Raw genomic sequence first — 16600 nt, forward strand, 5'->3', positions numbered from 1 at the left:
AGAATACCGGCCTGTCACGCCGGGGGTCGCGGGTTCGAGTCCCGTCCGCTCCGCCAACTTAAGATGAAAGCCCTAGCAGAAATGCTAGGGCTTTTTTCGTTGGGCGATAAAAAGAGAACAACATAAAATCCCGCGGCGGTTCGTTGAAGTGACAAGGTTGCGAGATTGTAGTGCATGACCCATCCATGGCTTGTTAGCCTCTTTATGAACAGACTGCGGCCTGTTTGTGTCACAAAAACTCACGGATTAAACCCGTCCGCTCCAGCAAAACAACGTAAGTTGAAGGCTTTTGCTGTAATGCAAAGGTCTTTTTGTGTCTGTAATTGGGTCAAATAAGTAAAATATTAGCGAAGTTATCACTGATACACAGATTTTTAGTTGATGTTAACTGTATCGGTGAGCCTGTAAAGTGCTTTGTTAACCGAGGACCTGTGGTGTTTATATCAATATTCACCCGCGCATTTATCAATAACAACAGGCCTCATTTGCAATGTGAGGCCTTGGTCATTTATTTAAAAATTTATTGCATCACTTCATCTAATAAACGGTTTTAAGTCAGCTCTGTTCTATAAGGAATGCTGCTTTGTGCTCCGCTGCGTGTAACGGCTATTGATGAGGCTAAGTTAGCAAACATTACTGCATCTGTTAATGATTTTCCTTCGTCTAATGCCACCATTAGTGCACCGTTAAATGTGTCTCCGGCTGCAACCGTATCAATTGCATTAACTATGGGCGCAGGAATGATTTGTCCTCGGCCTTTTTCACTGACATAAGCGCCTTTACTTCCAAGTGTGATAATAACGGTATTAACGCCCTTATGATGAAGATCTTGTGCTGCTTTCTCTGCGCTTTGTTGATCGATAACCTCAATGCCCGTTAATGCAAAGGCTTCTGTCTCATTTGGGGTGATGATATCGATTAAGCGCAACAAGTCATTACTCAGTTTAGCTGCTGGAGCTGGATTGAGTATGGTCGTGCAGTGATACTGCTTGGCGAGGATTAATGCCTGATGAACAGTGTCTAACGAGGTTTCTAGTTGGACCAGTACGTAATCTGCTTGAGCAAACAATGCTTGTTGCTGCTGAATGTGCTCCGCAGACAAATAGGCGTTAGCACCAGGAACAACTCCGATGCTATTCTCACCGTGTTGATTAACAAATATTACGGCAGTGCCGGTACTCTGATTAGCAATATCATAACAGCCACTTAAATTGATTCCATCAGCAGCCCAAGTTTTGCGCATTATTACAGCGTTACTATCATCACCCAGAGCACAGATGAAATATACTTTCTGTTGAGGGTTACTCAATCTCCCAGCAGCCACAACTTGGTTTGCCCCTTTGCCACCAAGTTCTAGCCGATATTGCTGACTAATCAACGTCTGCCCAGCTTGGGGTAATTCATTAAATGTTAGAACATGATCGGCATTAGCACTGCCGACAACTAATAAAGTACTCATGTTTATCCTTAGTTGCCACGCCGATCTAGTTGAATCGGCATGGCATGAGTTCGTTAGTAATCGTTTAAACGCTCAATAATAAAGTCTACAAAACCCGTTCGGTTTATATTAAACAAGACTTTGGCATTATGTGGATTGTTGGTTAATTGATATCGATCAACCACTGTCATACCTTGGGTATATTGCCCTTTAGTTTCAATGCCAACCCAGCAATCAACAGCGGTAAACAATGATGGATTGAGTAACCATGCTATGGTGCAAGGATCATGTAATGGTGCACCTGTGAAACTCCATTTAGGGTCACGATGGTAAATCATAAAGAAGTCGAGCAGTTCGGCGACGCATTTGGCTATTGGGTTGTTGATTGCTCTGATACGTTCAATATCTTCATCCATGATTTGTGCTTCGTGGGTTACATCGAGTCCGCACATCACAATCGGTAAGCCAGATTTGAATACCATGTCAGCAGCTTCTGGGTCGACAAAAATATTAAACTCTGCCGCAGGAGTCCAATTGCCCACACCTGCTGCACCGCCCATCAGTACGATACTATCTATGTTGGAATGTAATTCAGGGTGTGCAGCGAGAAACAGGGCAATATTAGTTAACGGTCCTGTAGGAACAAGGGTGACGGGGTGCTTGCTGCCACGAACCTTATCGGCCATTAGTTCAATAGCGGTTTGTTGTACTGGTGCAAATGCCGGATCGGGAAGTTTTGGCCCATCAAGACCACTTTCACCGTGAACGTTGTCAGCAATAATAAGCTCGCGAGCTAATGGTTTCGGAGCGCCACTTGCAACCGGAATATCATGTCGGCCTAATAGGGTAAGTACGCGCAATGCATTGTTTAAGGTCTTTTCTGGTGTTTGGTTACCGGCACTCGTTGTAATGGCCAACACATCAAGTTTTGCTGAACTTAGTGCTAAAATAAGTGAGATGGCATCGTCATGACCGGGATCGCAGTCGAGAATAACAGGACGTTTCATGGATAATTTCCTTATTCAATAAGAAGGTATAATGTACCACTATCATTGTTGTTGGCTTAATGCTTAAAAAGTAAAATGTGATCTAAAATACCATGGAATAGTGGTTGAGATAATCGATCTGCAGTAACTTGCCTTAGCTCAAGAGTTGTTGCAAATCTCTCAATGTAATTTGTCATTAACCATGCCGTGATGGATGGGGTGTTTTACGCTACAGTGTGGTTTTATTAAGTAGGTAGGATTATGAATTGTCGTTTAGGTTGCGGTGCTTGCTGTATTGCGCCTTCTATTACTAGTGCAATACCGGGAATGCCAAATGGCAAACCTGCAGGGGTGCGTTGTATCCAATTAAATGATGCTAACTTATGTATGATATTTGGTCAGCCAGAGCGTCCAGAGGTATGCGCTGAGTTTAGTGCAAGTATCGATGTATGTGGTACTAGCAATGATCAAGCTTTATGGTTGATCACTGATTTAGAGTCATCAACATGTTAATCTGCACTTATTATTTATCTTGGATATTTTAGACCATGCAACTAACCCGATATACAGATTTTGGTATCCGCATTTTAATGTATCTTGCTGTGCAATCTGAACGCGAAACTTTGTTTCGAATTGCCGAAGTCACTAGTGTATTTGATCTTTCTTCAAATCATGTGGCAAAGATAATTCATCAATTAGGCAAGATGGGATATTTGCAAACGGTCAGAGGCAAGAGTGGTGGTTTTAGATTAGCAAAGCCAGCAGATGAGGTGGTAATAGGGCAATTGGTTCGTGATTTAGAGCACTCATTAGCGCCTATCGATTGTGAGTCACCATATTGCCGCTTTACACCAATATGCCGATTAAAAGGCGTGTTAGCGCAGGCTGTTTCAGCTTATTTAGTGGTGCTTGACCAATACACATTAGCAGATATTGTCGCGAATAAATCACAAATTCTAGCAACGTTACCAGACTTATCTATCTCAGTGTTGCAGGTGGAGTAGCTTGAGTTGATAAAGCAATATTGAGATCATCAAATAATTGAGATGTTGGCAGTAGTGTAATGCCATTGTCATTTAAACGAGCCAAATTAGCGTTCAAAAATCGGATGGTTTCAGGATAAGGATGGGCAATAGCAATCAGCTTACCTTGTTGTTTTGATTGTGTAATTATCAGTTGGAACTGTTTTTCAAGCGCTCGCTCACTAGTGTCGTTATCTAAAAATATCTGTCTTCTCATTGATGGCACACCAAGCTGCATCGCCTTGTTGCTAGCTTTAGTATATTTAGTCGTAAAGCTGTCGATAAAAAACAGTTGTCGCTCTTTTAAACTCTGCATTACCCATAACATTGGCTTATCCATTTGAGTCAGTAAGCTGCCCATATGGTTATTAGCCCCTTTCGCAAACGGAATATTAGCGAACGCACTTTGTAACTGTTGTTTAATTTGCACTTCAGTCATGTCGTTGGTTAATCCTCCCGGCCCTAATGCTTTACCATTTAAGGCTTGCATTGGCAGGTGCAACATAATTTCATGGCCTTTGTTGAAACCATCAGTGGCCAGCTTTTTTCCTAGCGGAGTATGCGGTAATACCGATAAGGTGATGGCATTGGGTAATAACAATGCGGCTTCGTCAGTTGAACGATAACCTATATCGTCAATGATAATGGCTAGTTTGGCTGCCGTGGCAGGCATGATGCAGCAGAGGCTGAGTAAGATAAATAGTAGATTGCGCACGAATTTGACTTATCTAGTTGGGTGAGTTTAATTGTTCAATGACATGCATAACAAGACGATTATAAACACAGTTACACAGCTTGATATAGCATTTGTTAAGAGAGTGCTACTGAATAGCGTCGTGCAGTGTTATTTTATATCTGCTATTACTCATCCGTGAGCCGATTTTATATCGCGTTTTGTTAAGCTTAACGGCAATAATAAGCCGGATCGACGGCCTTACCTTTGTTGCGAATTTCGAAGTACAGTCCTGGCTCACTTTGTCCGCCTGAACGACCGACAAGTGCAATAGACTCACCCGTTTTGACCATGTCGCCAGGTTGTCTTAATAATGTTTGGGCGTGACCATAGAGGCTCATATAGCCCTTACCATGATCAATCACTAACACCATACCAAAACCTCGTAGCCAGTCGGCATAAATGACTTTACCTGATGCAACCGCATTGATATTTTGTCCTTCTGGCGCCGAAAGTACTGTGCCTTTCCAAACAATCTGTCCTGAGCGACTGCTGCCAAAGCGTTTACTCACTCTACCTTTGGTTGGCCATGTTAATTTGGCTTTTTGATTCAATAACCCATCCATTGTTGGGTTAGATTTGGCGGCGACCATGGCTTGTTGCACGATGCGCTTTAAACTTGCCTCTTCTATTTGCAGTTGTTCTAATTCTGCGCCTTTACTCGATAAGGTGCGCTGTAATTGAGTCAGAGTTTGCTGGCGTTGACCTTGCTCTTTGGTTAATTGCAGTGCTTGTTGTTTTTGATCTATCACTAAAGCATTGAGTTTTTGCTGCGCAGTGACTTGTAGTTGTTTTACTTTATTAAGGTCAATACTGGTTTGCTTCAGCTGCTGGATAGCGTCTATACGGGCATTATTCAGAAATTGATAATACGCCAGCATACGTTCAACCGTGGCTGGATTTTGCTGGTTAAGCATCATTTTGGTGTAATCATGATTACCGGCTAAATAAGCACTCGATAATTGTTTTGATAAGGTGTCTTGCTGACTTAGTTTCAGTTTAGCTAAGTCAATTTGTTGTTTATCCAGCTCTTTAAGTTTGATGTTAACCTCAGACAATGCCTTTTGTGATTGATTAACTTGTTGAGCGGCTTTTGCAATCGCTTTTTCATCACTTTTAAGCAGTGAAATGAGCTTCTCGCGTTGCTTCGAGGTATCTTTAAGGGAGTTTTGTTGTTGGTTTATTTGCGCTTGGATAGACTTCAAAGCCGATTGGCGCGAAGACAAATCGGCACTAGTTGCCGTAAATGAGAAGATTAGAAAGCCAGCAATAATGCTGGCTTTAACAAATAAACGAGTTATCACGAGTTAATGTTTACTCTTTAAGGTCAATGATACAGCGTCCACTCATTTCTTTCGGGATGCTTTGGCCCATTAAGGTTAACATAGTTGGCGCAATATCGCTCAAACGTCCACCATCTTTTATTACCGCATCACGGCCGACATAAACGAAGGGCACTAAGTTACTGGTGTGAGCTGTAAATGCTTGTCCATTAGACAGATCTGTCATCTTCTCCGCATTACCATGATCGGCAGTAATCAAGCATTCGCCATCAACTTTAGCTAAGGCTTCAACAACACGACCGATACAAGCATCAACGGCTTCACAAGCTTTAACTGCAGCATCAAACTTACCGCTATGGCCTACCATGTCACCATTTGGATAGTTACAAATAACCACATCATATTTATTTGATTCAATTGCGGCGACCAATTTGTCGGTTAATTCAGTTGAACTCATTTCAGGTTGTAAATCGTAAGTTGCGACCTTAGGTGACTCAATTAAAATGCGATCCTCGCCTTCAAATGGCTCTTCTTTACCGCCATTAAAAAAGAAGGTCACATGGGCATATTTTTCAGTTTCTGAAATGCGTAACTGAGTTTTATGCAGATTTTGCAGGGTTTCACCTAAAGTATTCACTAAATCACTCGATGGATAGGCTACTGGAGCCTTAATATCAGCCGCGTAATCAGTTAGCATTACAAAGTTAATTTTTGGTGTTTTATTACGTACAAAACCGTCAAAATCTGGGTTGACAAAGGTGCGAGTAATTTGACGAGCACGATCTGCGCGGAAGTTCATAAAAATGAGCGCATCGTTATCGTTAAGTTCAGCAGCCTCGCCTTGAGCATCAACAATCACAGATGCAGCAACAAACTCATCATTTTCGTCACGCGCATAGGCCGCTTCAAGTGCTTCAGGCGCAGAAGCATAGGTAAACTTGCCTTTACCTTCAGTGATTAACTCGTAGGCTTGCGATACTCGATCCCAACGGTTGTCGCGATCCATCGCAAAGTAGCGACCAATAAGCGATGCGGTACGGCCATGACCTAATTCAGCAAATAGTTCATCAAAATGAACCAAGCTATTTTTAGCACTACGAGGCGGTGTATCTCGGCCATCTAAAAAGGCATGCAAGTACACTTTAGTCGCGCCGCGTTCAATAGCCATGCGACACATTGCTTCAATGTGTTCTTCATGGCTGTGTACACCACCGGCAGACAACAGCCCCATAATGTGCACCGCACCATTTGCGGCAATGGCTTTGTCTACTGCATTGCTAAGCGCAGGATTTTGTTCAAACTCATGATCGGCAATCGCTTTGCTGATGCGAGTGAGCTCTTGATACACGATGCGGCCTGAGCCGATATTGATATGGCCAACTTCAGAGTTACCCATTTGACCATCAGGCAAGCCGACGTCGATACCAGAACCCGAAATAAGACTGTGAGCATATTGTGCATTGAGCTTATCTAAAACAGGAGTCTTAGCATGAAAAACCGCGTTATCTTGCGTGTTTTCACTATAACCCCAGCCATCAAGGATAAGTAATGCGAGTGGACGTTTCTTTGTCATTATGCAAATACCTTTAAGTTGGAAATAGAAGAGTTAGAAAATTTCAATTGTATGAATATTACTACTTATCGATAGTGTGCAAAAGGCATATAGGTTTGAAGATATAACCAAAGCTGCTGATAACGAGGGGCGAGTCACGAATAACTCAGCGTAAAGCGTTTATTTTCGGTGTTTCTTTAATGAAAACTGCCGAGCAAAACGATATACTCGGGCCATCTCATCTTAGTCATCGTCAGAGAAATCAGTAATTATGCAAGAATATATGGAATTTTTTAAAGCGAACCCAATGTTAAGTTTAGCGTGGGTCGGCTTGTTTGTAGCGCTTGTTGTTAGTGTCATTAAATCTGGTACATCAAAAGTGAAGCACGTTAGCCATCAAGAGCTAACACTCATGGTAAATAAGCAAGATGCTAAAGTTGTTGATGTGCGTGGAAAAGAAGAATTTAAAAAAGGTCATATTGTTGATGCGCTTAATGTGACCTTGTCTGAAATAAAAAATAATCAAGTCACTAGCCTTGAAAAGTTCAAAACCAGCCCCATTATATTAGTATGTAACTCAGGTATGACATCGTCACAAGCCGCTCAACTTCTTACTAAACAAGGATTTGAGAATGTGTTTAACCTTAAGGGTGGCATGGGTGAATGGCAGGGTGCTAATTTACCCGTAGTTAAAAGCAAGCGTTAATATGGTTGCTTAATTGTATTCAGTGTTAATGCATTTGGGTATGAATTAACACTGTTTATTATCAAGATCTTGCTCGTTATGATTTATCGAGCTGGATCAACTTTACGGGATAGCACTAATGTTAGATTAATTCTTTATACATTAAGTGTGACAGCCCAACACAATTAGCTTCACAGAAAAGCTAAATAACATTGATAGGTAGGAAATTATGGCTGAAGTAGCAAACAACGAAGCACAAGCACCACAGTTCAACATTCAGCGTATTTATACAAAGGATTTGTCTTTTGAAACGCCAAATAGCCCTGCTGTTTTCCAGAAAGAATGGAACCCAGAAGTAAAATTGGATTTAGATACTCGTAGCAACAAGCTGTCAGATGACACATTTGAAGTTATCTTATCGTTAACTGTTACTGCTAAAAATGGCGAAGATACTGCCTTTTTATGTGAAGTTCAGCAAGCGGGTATTTTCTCAATCGTTGGCTTAACTGAACAACAACTTGCCCATTCTTTAGGCGCATATTGCCCTAACGTATTATTCCCGTACGCACGTGAATTAGTCGGTAACTTAGTTGGTCGTGGTACTTTCCCACAGCTGAATCTTGCTCCAGTTAACTTTGATGCACTATTTGCTCAGTACGTTCAACAGCGCCAAGCTGCTGCAACTGAAGCAGCAACTGCATAATTTATGAATAATGCTGCCGAAATTACGGTATTAGGGGCGGGGTCTTATGGCACCGCCCTTGCTATTTCTTTAGCCAGTAACGGTCATAAGACATTGCTTTGGGGTCACGATCCTAAGAGCATGCAAGTGTTAGCTGACAGTCGCTGTAACGAGCGTTTTCTTCCTGGTATTCAGTTCCCCGATTCTTTAGCAATCGAACCGGATTTAGGCAAAGCACTCGCGGCAAGCAAAAATATCTTAGTGGTTGTGCCCAGCCATGTGTTTGGTGATGTACTCAAACAAGCAAAGCCATTACTGCGAAAAGATGCACGGATTGTATGGGCAACCAAAGGCTTAGAGCCTGAAACTGGTCGTTTATTGCAAGATGTTGCACGTGAGCAATTAGGTGAACAATATCCATTAGCGGTATTGTCAGGGCCTACGTTTGCTAAAGAGCTAGCCGCAGGCTTACCGACAGCTATTTCTGTAGCGGGTACTTGCCCCGAGTTTACTCATGATTTGGTCGAACTACTTCATAGCCCTAAACGTCTGCGCGTCTACGCGAATGATGATTTTACTGGCATACAATTAGGTGGTGCGGTTAAAAACGTCATTGCTATTGGTGCTGGCATGTCAGATGGTATTGGCTTTGGTGCTAATGCACGTACAGCATTAATTACCCGCGGTTTAGTCGAACTTAGCCGTTTAGGTGTTGCGCTCGGCGCAGATGCCTCAACCTTTATCGGCATGGCGGGTTTGGGTGATTTGGTATTAACTTGTACCGATAATCAATCGCGTAACCGTCGTTTTGGCTTAGCTTTAGGTCAGGGCAAAGACGTGATCACCGCGCAAGAAGAAATTGGACAAGTGGTTGAAGGCTACCGCAATACCAAAGAAGTGTTTACCTTGGCTAAACGCCTTGGGGTAGAAATGCCGATAACCGAGCAAATCTATCAGGTGCTTTATCAAGGTAAAGCGCCAATTGAAGCTGCTAAAGAGTTACTTAGCCGTGAAAAAACGTCTGAAACACTCAAAAAATAGTGTCACCCAGAAGCTAAGTTAATCGTGAGTAGTAACAAAAAAGGATGCTAAAATAGCATCCTTTTTTGCATTTGATGTTTATCAGTTAACTATTAAACAACCAATTGAAACAGTGTGGAGTAAAACGTGAAACATCATGACGTAATCATTATCGGTGCCGGCGCGGCAGGACTAATGTGTGCTGCGACAGCGGGCTATAGAGGTCGTGATGTGTTGGTGTTAGATAACGCCAAACAAGCTGGTAAAAAAATTCTTATCAGTGGTGGCGGGCGTTGCAATTTCACTAACCAAAAAGTGGAGCCGCACCAGTTCATCTGTGGCAATCCGCACTTTGTTAAATCGGCATTAGCGCGCTATCGATCAAGTGACTTTATTGATTTGGTTGAACGTCATGGCATTGAATACCATGAACGTGATCATGGTCAATTATTTTGTAATGACTCCGCTAAAGACATAGTCACCATGTTAATGACAGAGTGCGAATGGGCCGGGGTCAAGGTTCAGCTGCGTACTGAGATTTTATCGGTCAACAAAAGCGATACCGGCTTTACCTTAAGCACCTCTAATGGCGACTTTAGCTGCGGATCACTGGTTATTGCCACTGGTGGCTTATCCATGCCCAAATTAGGTGCTACGCCTTATGGTTACAAGCTTGCTGAGCAATTTGGTTTAAAGGTTCTGCCAACCAGTGCTGGTTTGGTTCCTTTTACTTGGCATGCCGAACAAAAAGTCCGCTTTGAGCCGTTATCGGGTATTGCTGTACCAACCACAATTACCGCGCAAGATGGCACCCAGTTTAGCGAAGCCTTATTATTTACTCATCGCGGCTTATCAGGCCCCGCGGTACTGCAAATTTCAAACTACTGGCAGCCAGGTGAAGCCATTTCTATCAATTTATTACCGGGTGAAAACGCGTTAGATAAAATTGAATTTGCACTGAAACATCATCCGAAACAAAGCCTGCGTAATACCCTGAGCCAATGGTTACCTAAACGTTTGGTCGATGCGCTGTTTGAAGAGTCGCTATTAGATAAAGCGCTAAATCAACTGGGTCACGGCGAGCGTGAAAAGTTAGCAAACGAATTAAATAACTGGTCAATTATTATGAATGGCACAGAAGGTTACCGCACCGCAGAAGTGACTTTAGGTGGTGTTGATTCTAATGAGCTGTCATCTAAAACCATGCAAGCTAACAAAGTACCAGGATTGTATTTTATTGGTGAAGTAATGGATGTAAGTGGTTGGTTAGGCGGGTTTAATTTTCAATGGGCCTGGTCATCCGGTGTCGCGGCAGGGTTGGCGGTTTAGATGTGTGTAGAGACAATAAAGTTTGCCCGTAGTGGTTTTTGACACAATGTTTTTTCTGGGTGGAATATATCTGTATATGTTTTAAATGATTGTTAACGATAACAATAGCCGCATTTTTTGCTAAACCGATTCATTGAACTGGATCGGTTTTTTTGTAACTCAAGCTTGTATATGTAAATAATCATATATACACTCAGGTGTATATTTTGTATTGCGTGTTATTGAGTCAACAATGAAAAAGAAAACGGTGTTGTTTCTCTGTACTGGCAATTCGGCGCGCTCGCAAATGGCTGAAGCCTTACTAAGAAGTAGAGCTGCGGATCTATTTGATGTATTTAGTGCTGGCACGCAGCCTGAAGATATTGACCAAAGGGCCATTGACGCTATAGCTCGCTTTGGCGCTGACACTCGGGGTTTGGTGTCTAAAAAGTTACAAACCTTTGCGGGTAAAACATTTGATTACGTGATTACCCTTTGTGACAAAGCCAATAACGAATGTCGTAGTTATCCTGGCGCGGGTAAGCAGCTGGCGTGGGACTTTCCTGATCCTAAAAATCGCGCAGGTGAGCAAGCATTTTTGACCACCTTAAATGACATCAACAACCGCCTGACGATGTTTTTGTCAGTGGAGCAACCAACCACAGAGCCAATGTCGCTAGAGACTCAGTCTGCATTGAATGCCGCTGAATTCTCCAGTATTGATCCCCTCGCGTTTTATAAATGCCTTACCGATGACATTCGCTTAAAAAGCTTAATGTTGACCCATTACCACGGTGAATTGTGTGTGTGTGAGCTAATGGCGGCGCTCAATGAAGATAGCCAACCTAAAGTGTCGCGTAATTTAGCCTTGTTAAAAAAGGCGGCGATTATTAGCGACAGAAAAAATGGTCAATGGGTGTTTTATCGCATCAATCCTAACTTACCTCTATGGGCCAAATCAGTAATAGCACAAACCACCGAAAACAACCTTGGGTTGATTATGTCGTCATTACAACGATTAGACATTATGCAAAATAGGCCTAATAAGGTGAGCTTTTGTCGCTAGTCTGATGTTGTCATTTTAAGAATACGTTGTGGTATACCTCGTTGTTTGGAGTCATTTGTATGGGAACGTTCGAACGGTTTTTATCGGTATGGGTTGGCTTAAGCATGTTGGCCGGAGTGTTGTTAGGTTTATGGCAGCCAGAGGTCTTTCAGGCTATCGCTAATCTTGAAATCGCCCACGTTAACTTGGTTGTTGCGGTGTTTATTTGGGTGATGATTTATCCAATGATGGTGCAAATTGATTTTTCGGCAATGAAAGATGTAGGTAAAAACCCTAAGGGATTATTACTCACCATTGTCATTAATTGGTTAATTAAACCCTTTACCATGGCAGCATTGGGCTGGTTGTTTTTTAAGGTGCTGTTTGCCGATTTGGTCGACCCTGCATCTGCGCAAGAGTATATCGCAGGGATGATTTTATTAGGCGTTGCACCTTGTACCGCAATGGTGTTCGTGTGGTCGCAATTAACTAAAGGTGATGCGAACTACACATTAGTGCAAGTGTCAGTTAATGACGTAATTATGATTTTTGCCTTTGCGCCAATTACTGCATTATTACTGGGTGTAAGCGATATTCAGGTGCCATGGGAAACCTTGCTTATATCGGTATTACTGTATGTGTTGTTGCCATTATTGGCTGGTGTAACAACGCGTTACTTGCTTAATCGTCGCCATGGCTTAGCCGCTGTTAACTCATTTTTAGCCAATTTAAAACCATGGTCGATTATCGGTTTACTGGCCACAGTGGTGTTGCTGTTCGGTTTTCAAGCTGAAGTGATTGTGTCAGATCCGCAAACCATTGGCTTAATTGCCATACCACTAGTTATTCAAACGTACGGTATTTTTATTATTGGGTACATAGCAGCTAAATGGCTGAAATTAGCCCATAACATTGCCGCCCCAGCTTGTTTAATTGGTACATCTAACTTTTTCGAGCTAGCTGTCGCTGTGGCGATATCGTTGTTTGGGCTGCACTCAGGAGCCGCGTTGGCTACGGTTGTAGGGGTATTAGTTGAAGTGCCGGTGATGTTATCGCTGGTGGCCATTATCAATCGGACTCAACATTGGTTTAACCATTAATTAAGTCAGTTTGTGAATTCGGCCTTGTGAATCAATTTATGAACATATTTTGAAGTTACTTTTTGGAGTTAACCATGCAAGCTCATCCTTATGATGTTTTAGCGTTAGATAATGGCGCCAAGCTGATTTTTACCCCGTGTCCTGGTACCAAAGATGAAGCATTAGCTGCGTCAGTTGCCACATTAAAGGCGGCGGGTGCAAAAATGCTAATCACTTTGATGTTTGATGACGAAATAGTGCGTAATAAAGCGGAGGATTTAGCCGCAGAATGTGCCTCACAGGCCATTACTTGGGTGCAATTGCCCATTGCTGATGATGCTGCGCCAGGGCAAGAGTTTGAAACTCAGTGGGTAGCCCATAAACTCCAGATTATTGAATTGCTGAATAACCGAAGCGCTATTGCAGTGCATTGTAAAGGCGGTTCGGGCCGCACGGGATTAGTGATTGGTCTGATATTAGTAAGCTTAGGCTGGCCTAAAGATAAAGTGATTAATGCAGTGCAAACTCTGCGACCCAAGGCGCTGGCTCATCCGGTTCAGCGTGAATATTTTGATGCATTTAATGGTTAGCATGTAGTGACTAACCTTTAACATTACCACTTAAAAATCAGAGCAAGCTTAGGACACCATTATGACAATAAAAATAGGCATTAACGGTTTTGGCCGTATGGGACGTTTATCAATGCGTGCGGCGTATGATTGGGACGATGTTGAAATTGTGCACATTAATGATCCCGCTGGCGATGCTGCTACCCTGGCGCACTTAATGACCTTTGATTCAGTTCATGGTCGTTGGCATCATGAAGCGACACATGATGGTGATGCCATAGTGATTAAGGGTAAAGCTATTCCTTGCAGTCGTAATGTGGCCACCCAAGACACTGATTGGTCAAAATGCGATGTAGTGATTGAAGCCTCCGGCAAGATAAAAACCAAAGCCTTGCTACAAGCTTACTTAGATCAAGGGGTTAAAAGAGTTGTAGTAACCGCGCCAGTAAAAGAAGACGGCGTGCTCAATATTGTGATGGGCGTAAATGAGCATTTATACGATAAAGCGATTCATCCAATCGTAACGGCAGCTTCTTGTACCACCAATTGTTTAGCGCCTGTGGTAAAAGTGATCCACGAAAAAATAGGCATTAAACATGGCTCGATGACCACTATTCATGACATTACTAACACCCAAACGATTTTAGATGCACCGCATCAAGATTTACGCCGCGCCCGTGCGTGTGGCATCAGTTTAATTCCAACCACCACCGGCTCTGCTACTGCTATTACTCATATTTTTCCTGAATTGAAAGGCAAGTTAAATGGCCATGCGATTCGGGTGCCGCTAGCCAATGCATCGCTTACCGATTGTGTGTTTGAAGTGGCCCGTGGCACAACGGCAGAAGAAGTAAACCAGCTTTTGAAGCAAGCTGCTGATAGCGAACTTAAGGGGATTATGGGTTATGAAGAGCGCCCATTAGTGTCGGTCGATTATAAAACCGATCCACGCTCAAGTATTATCGATGCCTTATCGACTATGGTGGTTAATGATACCCAAGTTAAGCTGTATGTGTGGTACGACAATGAGTGGGGTTACGCTAATCGCACCGCTGAGCTTGCGCGCAAAGTAGGTTTGGCGGACAAGGAATAAACTAACATGGGGCTGTTAACTTTCAGTACATTGCCATCTCACATTAAGCAATATCTAATAATCACTGGTAATTATTGGGCATTTACCTTAACCGATGGTGCACTGCGTATGCTGGTGGTGCTGTATTTTCATCAGCTAGGTTACAGCCCGTTCAATATCGCGATGTTGTTTTTGTTTTATGAGATTTTTGGCGTAGTCACTAATCTTGTCGGTGGTTGGCTAGGGGCAAGGCTTGGCTTAAATAACACCATGAACATTGGCTTAGGGTTACAAATAGTTGCGCTAGCTATGTTGGCCGTACCAGCGGACATGTTGACCATAATGTATGTCATGGTTGCGCAAGCCTTGTCGGGTATTGCTAAAGACCTCAATAAAATGAGCGCCAAGAGTGCGATTAAAATGTTGGTGCCTAGTGATGCGCAGGGCAAGTTGTATCAATGGGTGGCCATTCTTACTGGCTCTAAAAATGCGTTAAAAGGACTGGGGTTCTTTTTAGGTGGTATTTTGCTCACGCTATTTGAATTTCGTGGTGCAGTGCTGTTGATGGCAGCCTTATTAGCTTGTGTGTGGGTGATGAGTCTATTGAGCTTAAAAGCGGATTTAGGCAAAGCGAAAAACAAACCTAAATTTATCGATATTTTTTCCAAAAGTCCGGCGATTAATTTGTTGTCGGCAGCGCGAATGTTTTTGTTTGGTGCTCGAGATGTATGGTTTGTGGTGGCGTTACCAGTGTTTTTAGCGGTGACATTTGCATGGGATCATTGGTGGGTGGGCGGTTTTATGGCGAGTTGGGTGATTGGCTACGGCATCGTCCAGTCATTTGCGCCTTATGTTACTGGTAAAAAACACGGCAAAGTACCAACAGGACGCGCAGCCTTTGTATGGGCTGGCTACTTATTACTTATTCCCGCTGCTATTGCTCTTGCGTTGCACTTTAACTTTTATATCCACGTGACATTAATTGCCGGATTAATGCTATTTGGCGCTGTGTTTGCCATTAACTCGTCACTGCACAGTTATCTGATTGTTAGTTATGCAGGTCATGATGGCGTATCACTTGATGTGGGATTTTATTACATGGCCAACGCCATGGGACGTCTTATCGGCACCGTTCTTTCGGGGTTGGTGTATCAAATATACGGTTTAGAAGCTTGTTTGTGGATATCGAGTGGCTTTATAGCGCTAGCAACATTAATATCATTTAAGCTGCCGTATACGTTGTAATGCTTGGTGTTATTCTGGCGGCGCTTATGTTGACTCCTTTTCATTGCTCCTTTCGATACTGGTTCGCTAGTATCTGAAACTCTTACCGGAAACATCGGTAAAAAGTGCCTACAAGTCTGTGGCTCTTCCATCGCTCATTTTTCGATATTAAATTAAATCCTTTATAATCATGGCTTTAATTTTTTATTTACTGTTGGCACGATGTTGGCATTAGTAAAAACATAGTCGTTGTGTAAATGGTTAATTCTCAGATGGTTAGGTATGAGGTCGATATCAAAAGGATTAGCACATCACGCACCATACTGTAAATCGTACACCAAGGAGGTTTTTATGTTGGGCTGGACATTAATGTTTTTAGTTATAGCCGTTATAGCAGGACTATTGGGTTTTACTGGTATTGCTGGAGCCGCAGCAGGGATCGCCAAAATTATTTTCTTTATCTTTATTGTATTACTGGTGATTTCATTATTATCCAGTGCGATTAGAGGTAAAGGTCCCCGAGCATAGTAGGTAACCTGAGCTCTGAAGCCGAGTTAAGGTTAGCGACAAAACGTTATTCGATTACAACCATCATCTAGGAGATGAATATGAAATTATTAAAATTACTGACAATGGCAAGTTTAATGGTGTTTTTAACGGCTGGTTTATCAGCATGTTCAGACAATAAAGCTGAGAATGCTGGTGAGAAAGTGGATGAAATGATCCAAGATGCTGGTAATGCTGTTGAAGATGCATGTGAAGATGTAAAAGAAGGCATGAAGTCAGAAGATCCAGACTGTTAAATACAGTGCAATCTGATTAACTATTTAATCCGTTCAGAGCCGTTAGGTTATTAACGTAAAGTACATTGATGTCAAAGGTCACGACTTGTTTAGACTCAT

At 42.5% G+C, this 16600-nt stretch carries 18 protein-coding genes; 13 read left to right on the forward strand and 5 right to left on the reverse strand.

The features are described from left to right. Positions 1-550: 550 nt before the first annotated feature. Together rbsK and rihA are read right to left on the reverse strand one after the other, a co-directional pair. Positions 551-1459, reverse strand: coding sequence for a ribokinase (gene rbsK / locus GW828_RS12345; protein ID WP_273059511.1), 909 nt, complete (start codon positions 1457-1459; stop codon positions 551-553). Positions 1460-1512: 53 nt separating this feature from the next. Then, positions 1513-2445: a pyrimidine-specific ribonucleoside hydrolase RihA gene (gene rihA / locus GW828_RS12350; protein WP_273059512.1), complete on the reverse strand. Its 933-nt coding sequence runs from the start codon at positions 2443-2445 to the stop codon at positions 1513-1515. Between the two features lie 240 nt (positions 2446-2685). Here rihA and GW828_RS12355 point away from each other — a divergent pair, with 240 nt between their 5' ends. Together GW828_RS12355 and GW828_RS12360 are read left to right on the forward strand one after the other, a co-directional pair. Continuing rightward, positions 2686-2937, forward strand: a complete 252-nt coding sequence (locus tag GW828_RS12355; protein WP_124016622.1) for a YkgJ family cysteine cluster protein — start codon at positions 2686-2688, stop codon at positions 2935-2937. A gap of 35 nt (positions 2938-2972) precedes the next feature. Then, entirely contained in the window at positions 2973-3428 is a 456-nt protein-coding gene (locus GW828_RS12360; RefSeq protein ID WP_273059514.1) for an Rrf2 family transcriptional regulator, read from the forward strand. Here GW828_RS12360 and GW828_RS12365 read toward each other — a convergent pair. From GW828_RS12365 to gpmM, 3 genes are all read right to left on the reverse strand, one after another. Next, positions 3403-4161 carry a divergent polysaccharide deacetylase family protein gene (locus GW828_RS12365; protein ID WP_420542430.1) on the reverse strand — a complete coding sequence of 253 codons (759 nt, stop codon included), beginning with the start codon at positions 4159-4161 and terminating at the stop codon, positions 3403-3405. The two genes, GW828_RS12360 and GW828_RS12365, sit on opposite strands and share 26 nt — an antisense overlap. 188 nt (positions 4162-4349) lie before the next feature. After that, on the reverse strand, positions 4350-5483 hold the full coding sequence (locus GW828_RS12370) for a murein hydrolase activator EnvC family protein (RefSeq protein ID WP_124016624.1): 1134 nt from the start codon (positions 5481-5483) through the stop codon (positions 4350-4352). A gap of 10 nt (positions 5484-5493) precedes the next feature. Next, positions 5494-7038, reverse strand: coding sequence for a 2,3-bisphosphoglycerate-independent phosphoglycerate mutase (gpmM, locus tag GW828_RS12375; RefSeq protein ID WP_182723225.1), 1545 nt, complete (start codon positions 7036-7038; stop codon positions 5494-5496). A gap of 247 nt (positions 7039-7285) precedes the next feature. On the opposite strand from gpmM, the gene GW828_RS12380 reads away from it, so the two are divergent. From GW828_RS12380 to GW828_RS12430, 11 genes are all read left to right on the forward strand, one after another. Beyond that, complete coding sequence (locus tag GW828_RS12380) at positions 7286-7720, forward strand: rhodanese-like domain-containing protein (protein WP_124016626.1); 435 nt, start codon at positions 7286-7288, stop codon at positions 7718-7720. 208 nt (positions 7721-7928) lie between these two features. Next, on the forward strand, positions 7929-8402 hold the full coding sequence (secB, locus tag GW828_RS12385; protein ID WP_124016627.1) for a protein-export chaperone SecB: 474 nt from the start codon (positions 7929-7931) through the stop codon (positions 8400-8402). A gap of 3 nt (positions 8403-8405) precedes the next feature. Then, positions 8406-9422 carry an NAD(P)H-dependent glycerol-3-phosphate dehydrogenase gene (gene gpsA, locus GW828_RS12390; RefSeq protein ID WP_124016628.1) on the forward strand — a complete coding sequence of 339 codons (1017 nt, stop codon included), beginning with the start codon at positions 8406-8408 and terminating at the stop codon, positions 9420-9422. 126 nt (positions 9423-9548) lie between these two features. Next, on the forward strand, positions 9549-10730 hold the full coding sequence (locus GW828_RS12395) for a BaiN/RdsA family NAD(P)/FAD-dependent oxidoreductase (protein ID WP_182723133.1): 1182 nt from the start codon (positions 9549-9551) through the stop codon (positions 10728-10730). 232 nt (positions 10731-10962) lie between these two features. Further along, positions 10963-11775 (forward strand): metalloregulator ArsR/SmtB family transcription factor, encoded by an 813-nt coding sequence (locus tag GW828_RS12400; protein WP_124016630.1) that lies wholly within the window; start codon positions 10963-10965, stop codon positions 11773-11775. A gap of 59 nt (positions 11776-11834) precedes the next feature. Continuing rightward, on the forward strand, positions 11835-12854 hold the full coding sequence (arsB, locus tag GW828_RS12405; protein ID WP_124016631.1) for an ACR3 family arsenite efflux transporter: 1020 nt from the start codon (positions 11835-11837) through the stop codon (positions 12852-12854). Positions 12855-12928: 74 nt separating this feature from the next. Then, complete coding sequence (locus GW828_RS12410; protein WP_273059520.1) at positions 12929-13423, forward strand: phosphatase domain-containing putative toxin; 495 nt, start codon at positions 12929-12931, stop codon at positions 13421-13423. A 61-nt stretch (positions 13424-13484) separates the two neighbouring features. Beyond that, positions 13485-14495, forward strand: a complete 1011-nt coding sequence (locus GW828_RS12415; protein ID WP_124016633.1) for an ArsJ-associated glyceraldehyde-3-phosphate dehydrogenase — start codon at positions 13485-13487, stop codon at positions 14493-14495. A gap of 6 nt (positions 14496-14501) precedes the next feature. Further along, complete coding sequence (arsJ, locus tag GW828_RS12420; RefSeq protein ID WP_273059522.1) at positions 14502-15719, forward strand: organoarsenical effux MFS transporter ArsJ; 1218 nt, start codon at positions 14502-14504, stop codon at positions 15717-15719. A 330-nt stretch (positions 15720-16049) separates the two neighbouring features. Next, positions 16050-16226 (forward strand): DUF1328 family protein, encoded by a 177-nt coding sequence (locus tag GW828_RS12425; RefSeq protein ID WP_124016635.1) that lies wholly within the window; start codon positions 16050-16052, stop codon positions 16224-16226. A gap of 80 nt (positions 16227-16306) precedes the next feature. Further along, positions 16307-16501 (forward strand): hypothetical protein, encoded by a 195-nt coding sequence (locus tag GW828_RS12430; RefSeq protein WP_124016636.1) that lies wholly within the window; start codon positions 16307-16309, stop codon positions 16499-16501. Positions 16502-16600: the final 99 nt, after the last annotated feature.

The organism is Shewanella vesiculosa, from assembly GCF_009994065.1.
GTDB lineage: Bacteria > Pseudomonadota > Gammaproteobacteria > Enterobacterales > Shewanellaceae > Shewanella > Shewanella vesiculosa.

Coding starts and splice junctions, on each gene's coding strand:
- GW828_RS12380 (WP_124016626.1), top strand. CDS start 7,286: ATGCAAGAATATATGGAATTTTTTAAAGCGAACCCAATGTTAAGTTTA.
- secB (WP_124016627.1), top strand. CDS start 7,929: ATGGCTGAAGTAGCAAACAACGAAGCACAAGCACCACAGTTCAACATT.
- arsB (WP_124016631.1), top strand. CDS start 11,835: ATGGGAACGTTCGAACGGTTTTTATCGGTATGGGTTGGCTTAAGCATG.
- GW828_RS12410 (WP_273059520.1), top strand. CDS start 12,929: ATGCAAGCTCATCCTTATGATGTTTTAGCGTTAGATAATGGCGCCAAG.
- arsJ (WP_273059522.1), top strand. CDS start 14,502: ATGGGGCTGTTAACTTTCAGTACATTGCCATCTCACATTAAGCAATAT.
- GW828_RS12360 (WP_273059514.1), top strand. CDS start 2,973: ATGCAACTAACCCGATATACAGATTTTGGTATCCGCATTTTAATGTAT.
- GW828_RS12415 (WP_124016633.1), top strand. CDS start 13,485: ATGACAATAAAAATAGGCATTAACGGTTTTGGCCGTATGGGACGTTTA.
- GW828_RS12355 (WP_124016622.1), top strand. CDS start 2,686: ATGAATTGTCGTTTAGGTTGCGGTGCTTGCTGTATTGCGCCTTCTATT.
- GW828_RS12400 (WP_124016630.1), top strand. CDS start 10,963: ATGAAAAAGAAAACGGTGTTGTTTCTCTGTACTGGCAATTCGGCGCGC.
- GW828_RS12430 (WP_124016636.1), top strand. CDS start 16,307: ATGAAATTATTAAAATTACTGACAATGGCAAGTTTAATGGTGTTTTTA.
- rihA (WP_273059512.1), bottom strand. CDS start 2,445: ATGAAACGTCCTGTTATTCTCGACTGCGATCCCGGTCATGACGATGCC.
- GW828_RS12425 (WP_124016635.1), top strand. CDS start 16,050: ATGTTGGGCTGGACATTAATGTTTTTAGTTATAGCCGTTATAGCAGGA.
- gpsA (WP_124016628.1), top strand. CDS start 8,406: ATGAATAATGCTGCCGAAATTACGGTATTAGGGGCGGGGTCTTATGGC.
- rbsK (WP_273059511.1), bottom strand. CDS start 1,459: ATGAGTACTTTATTAGTTGTCGGCAGTGCTAATGCCGATCATGTTCTA.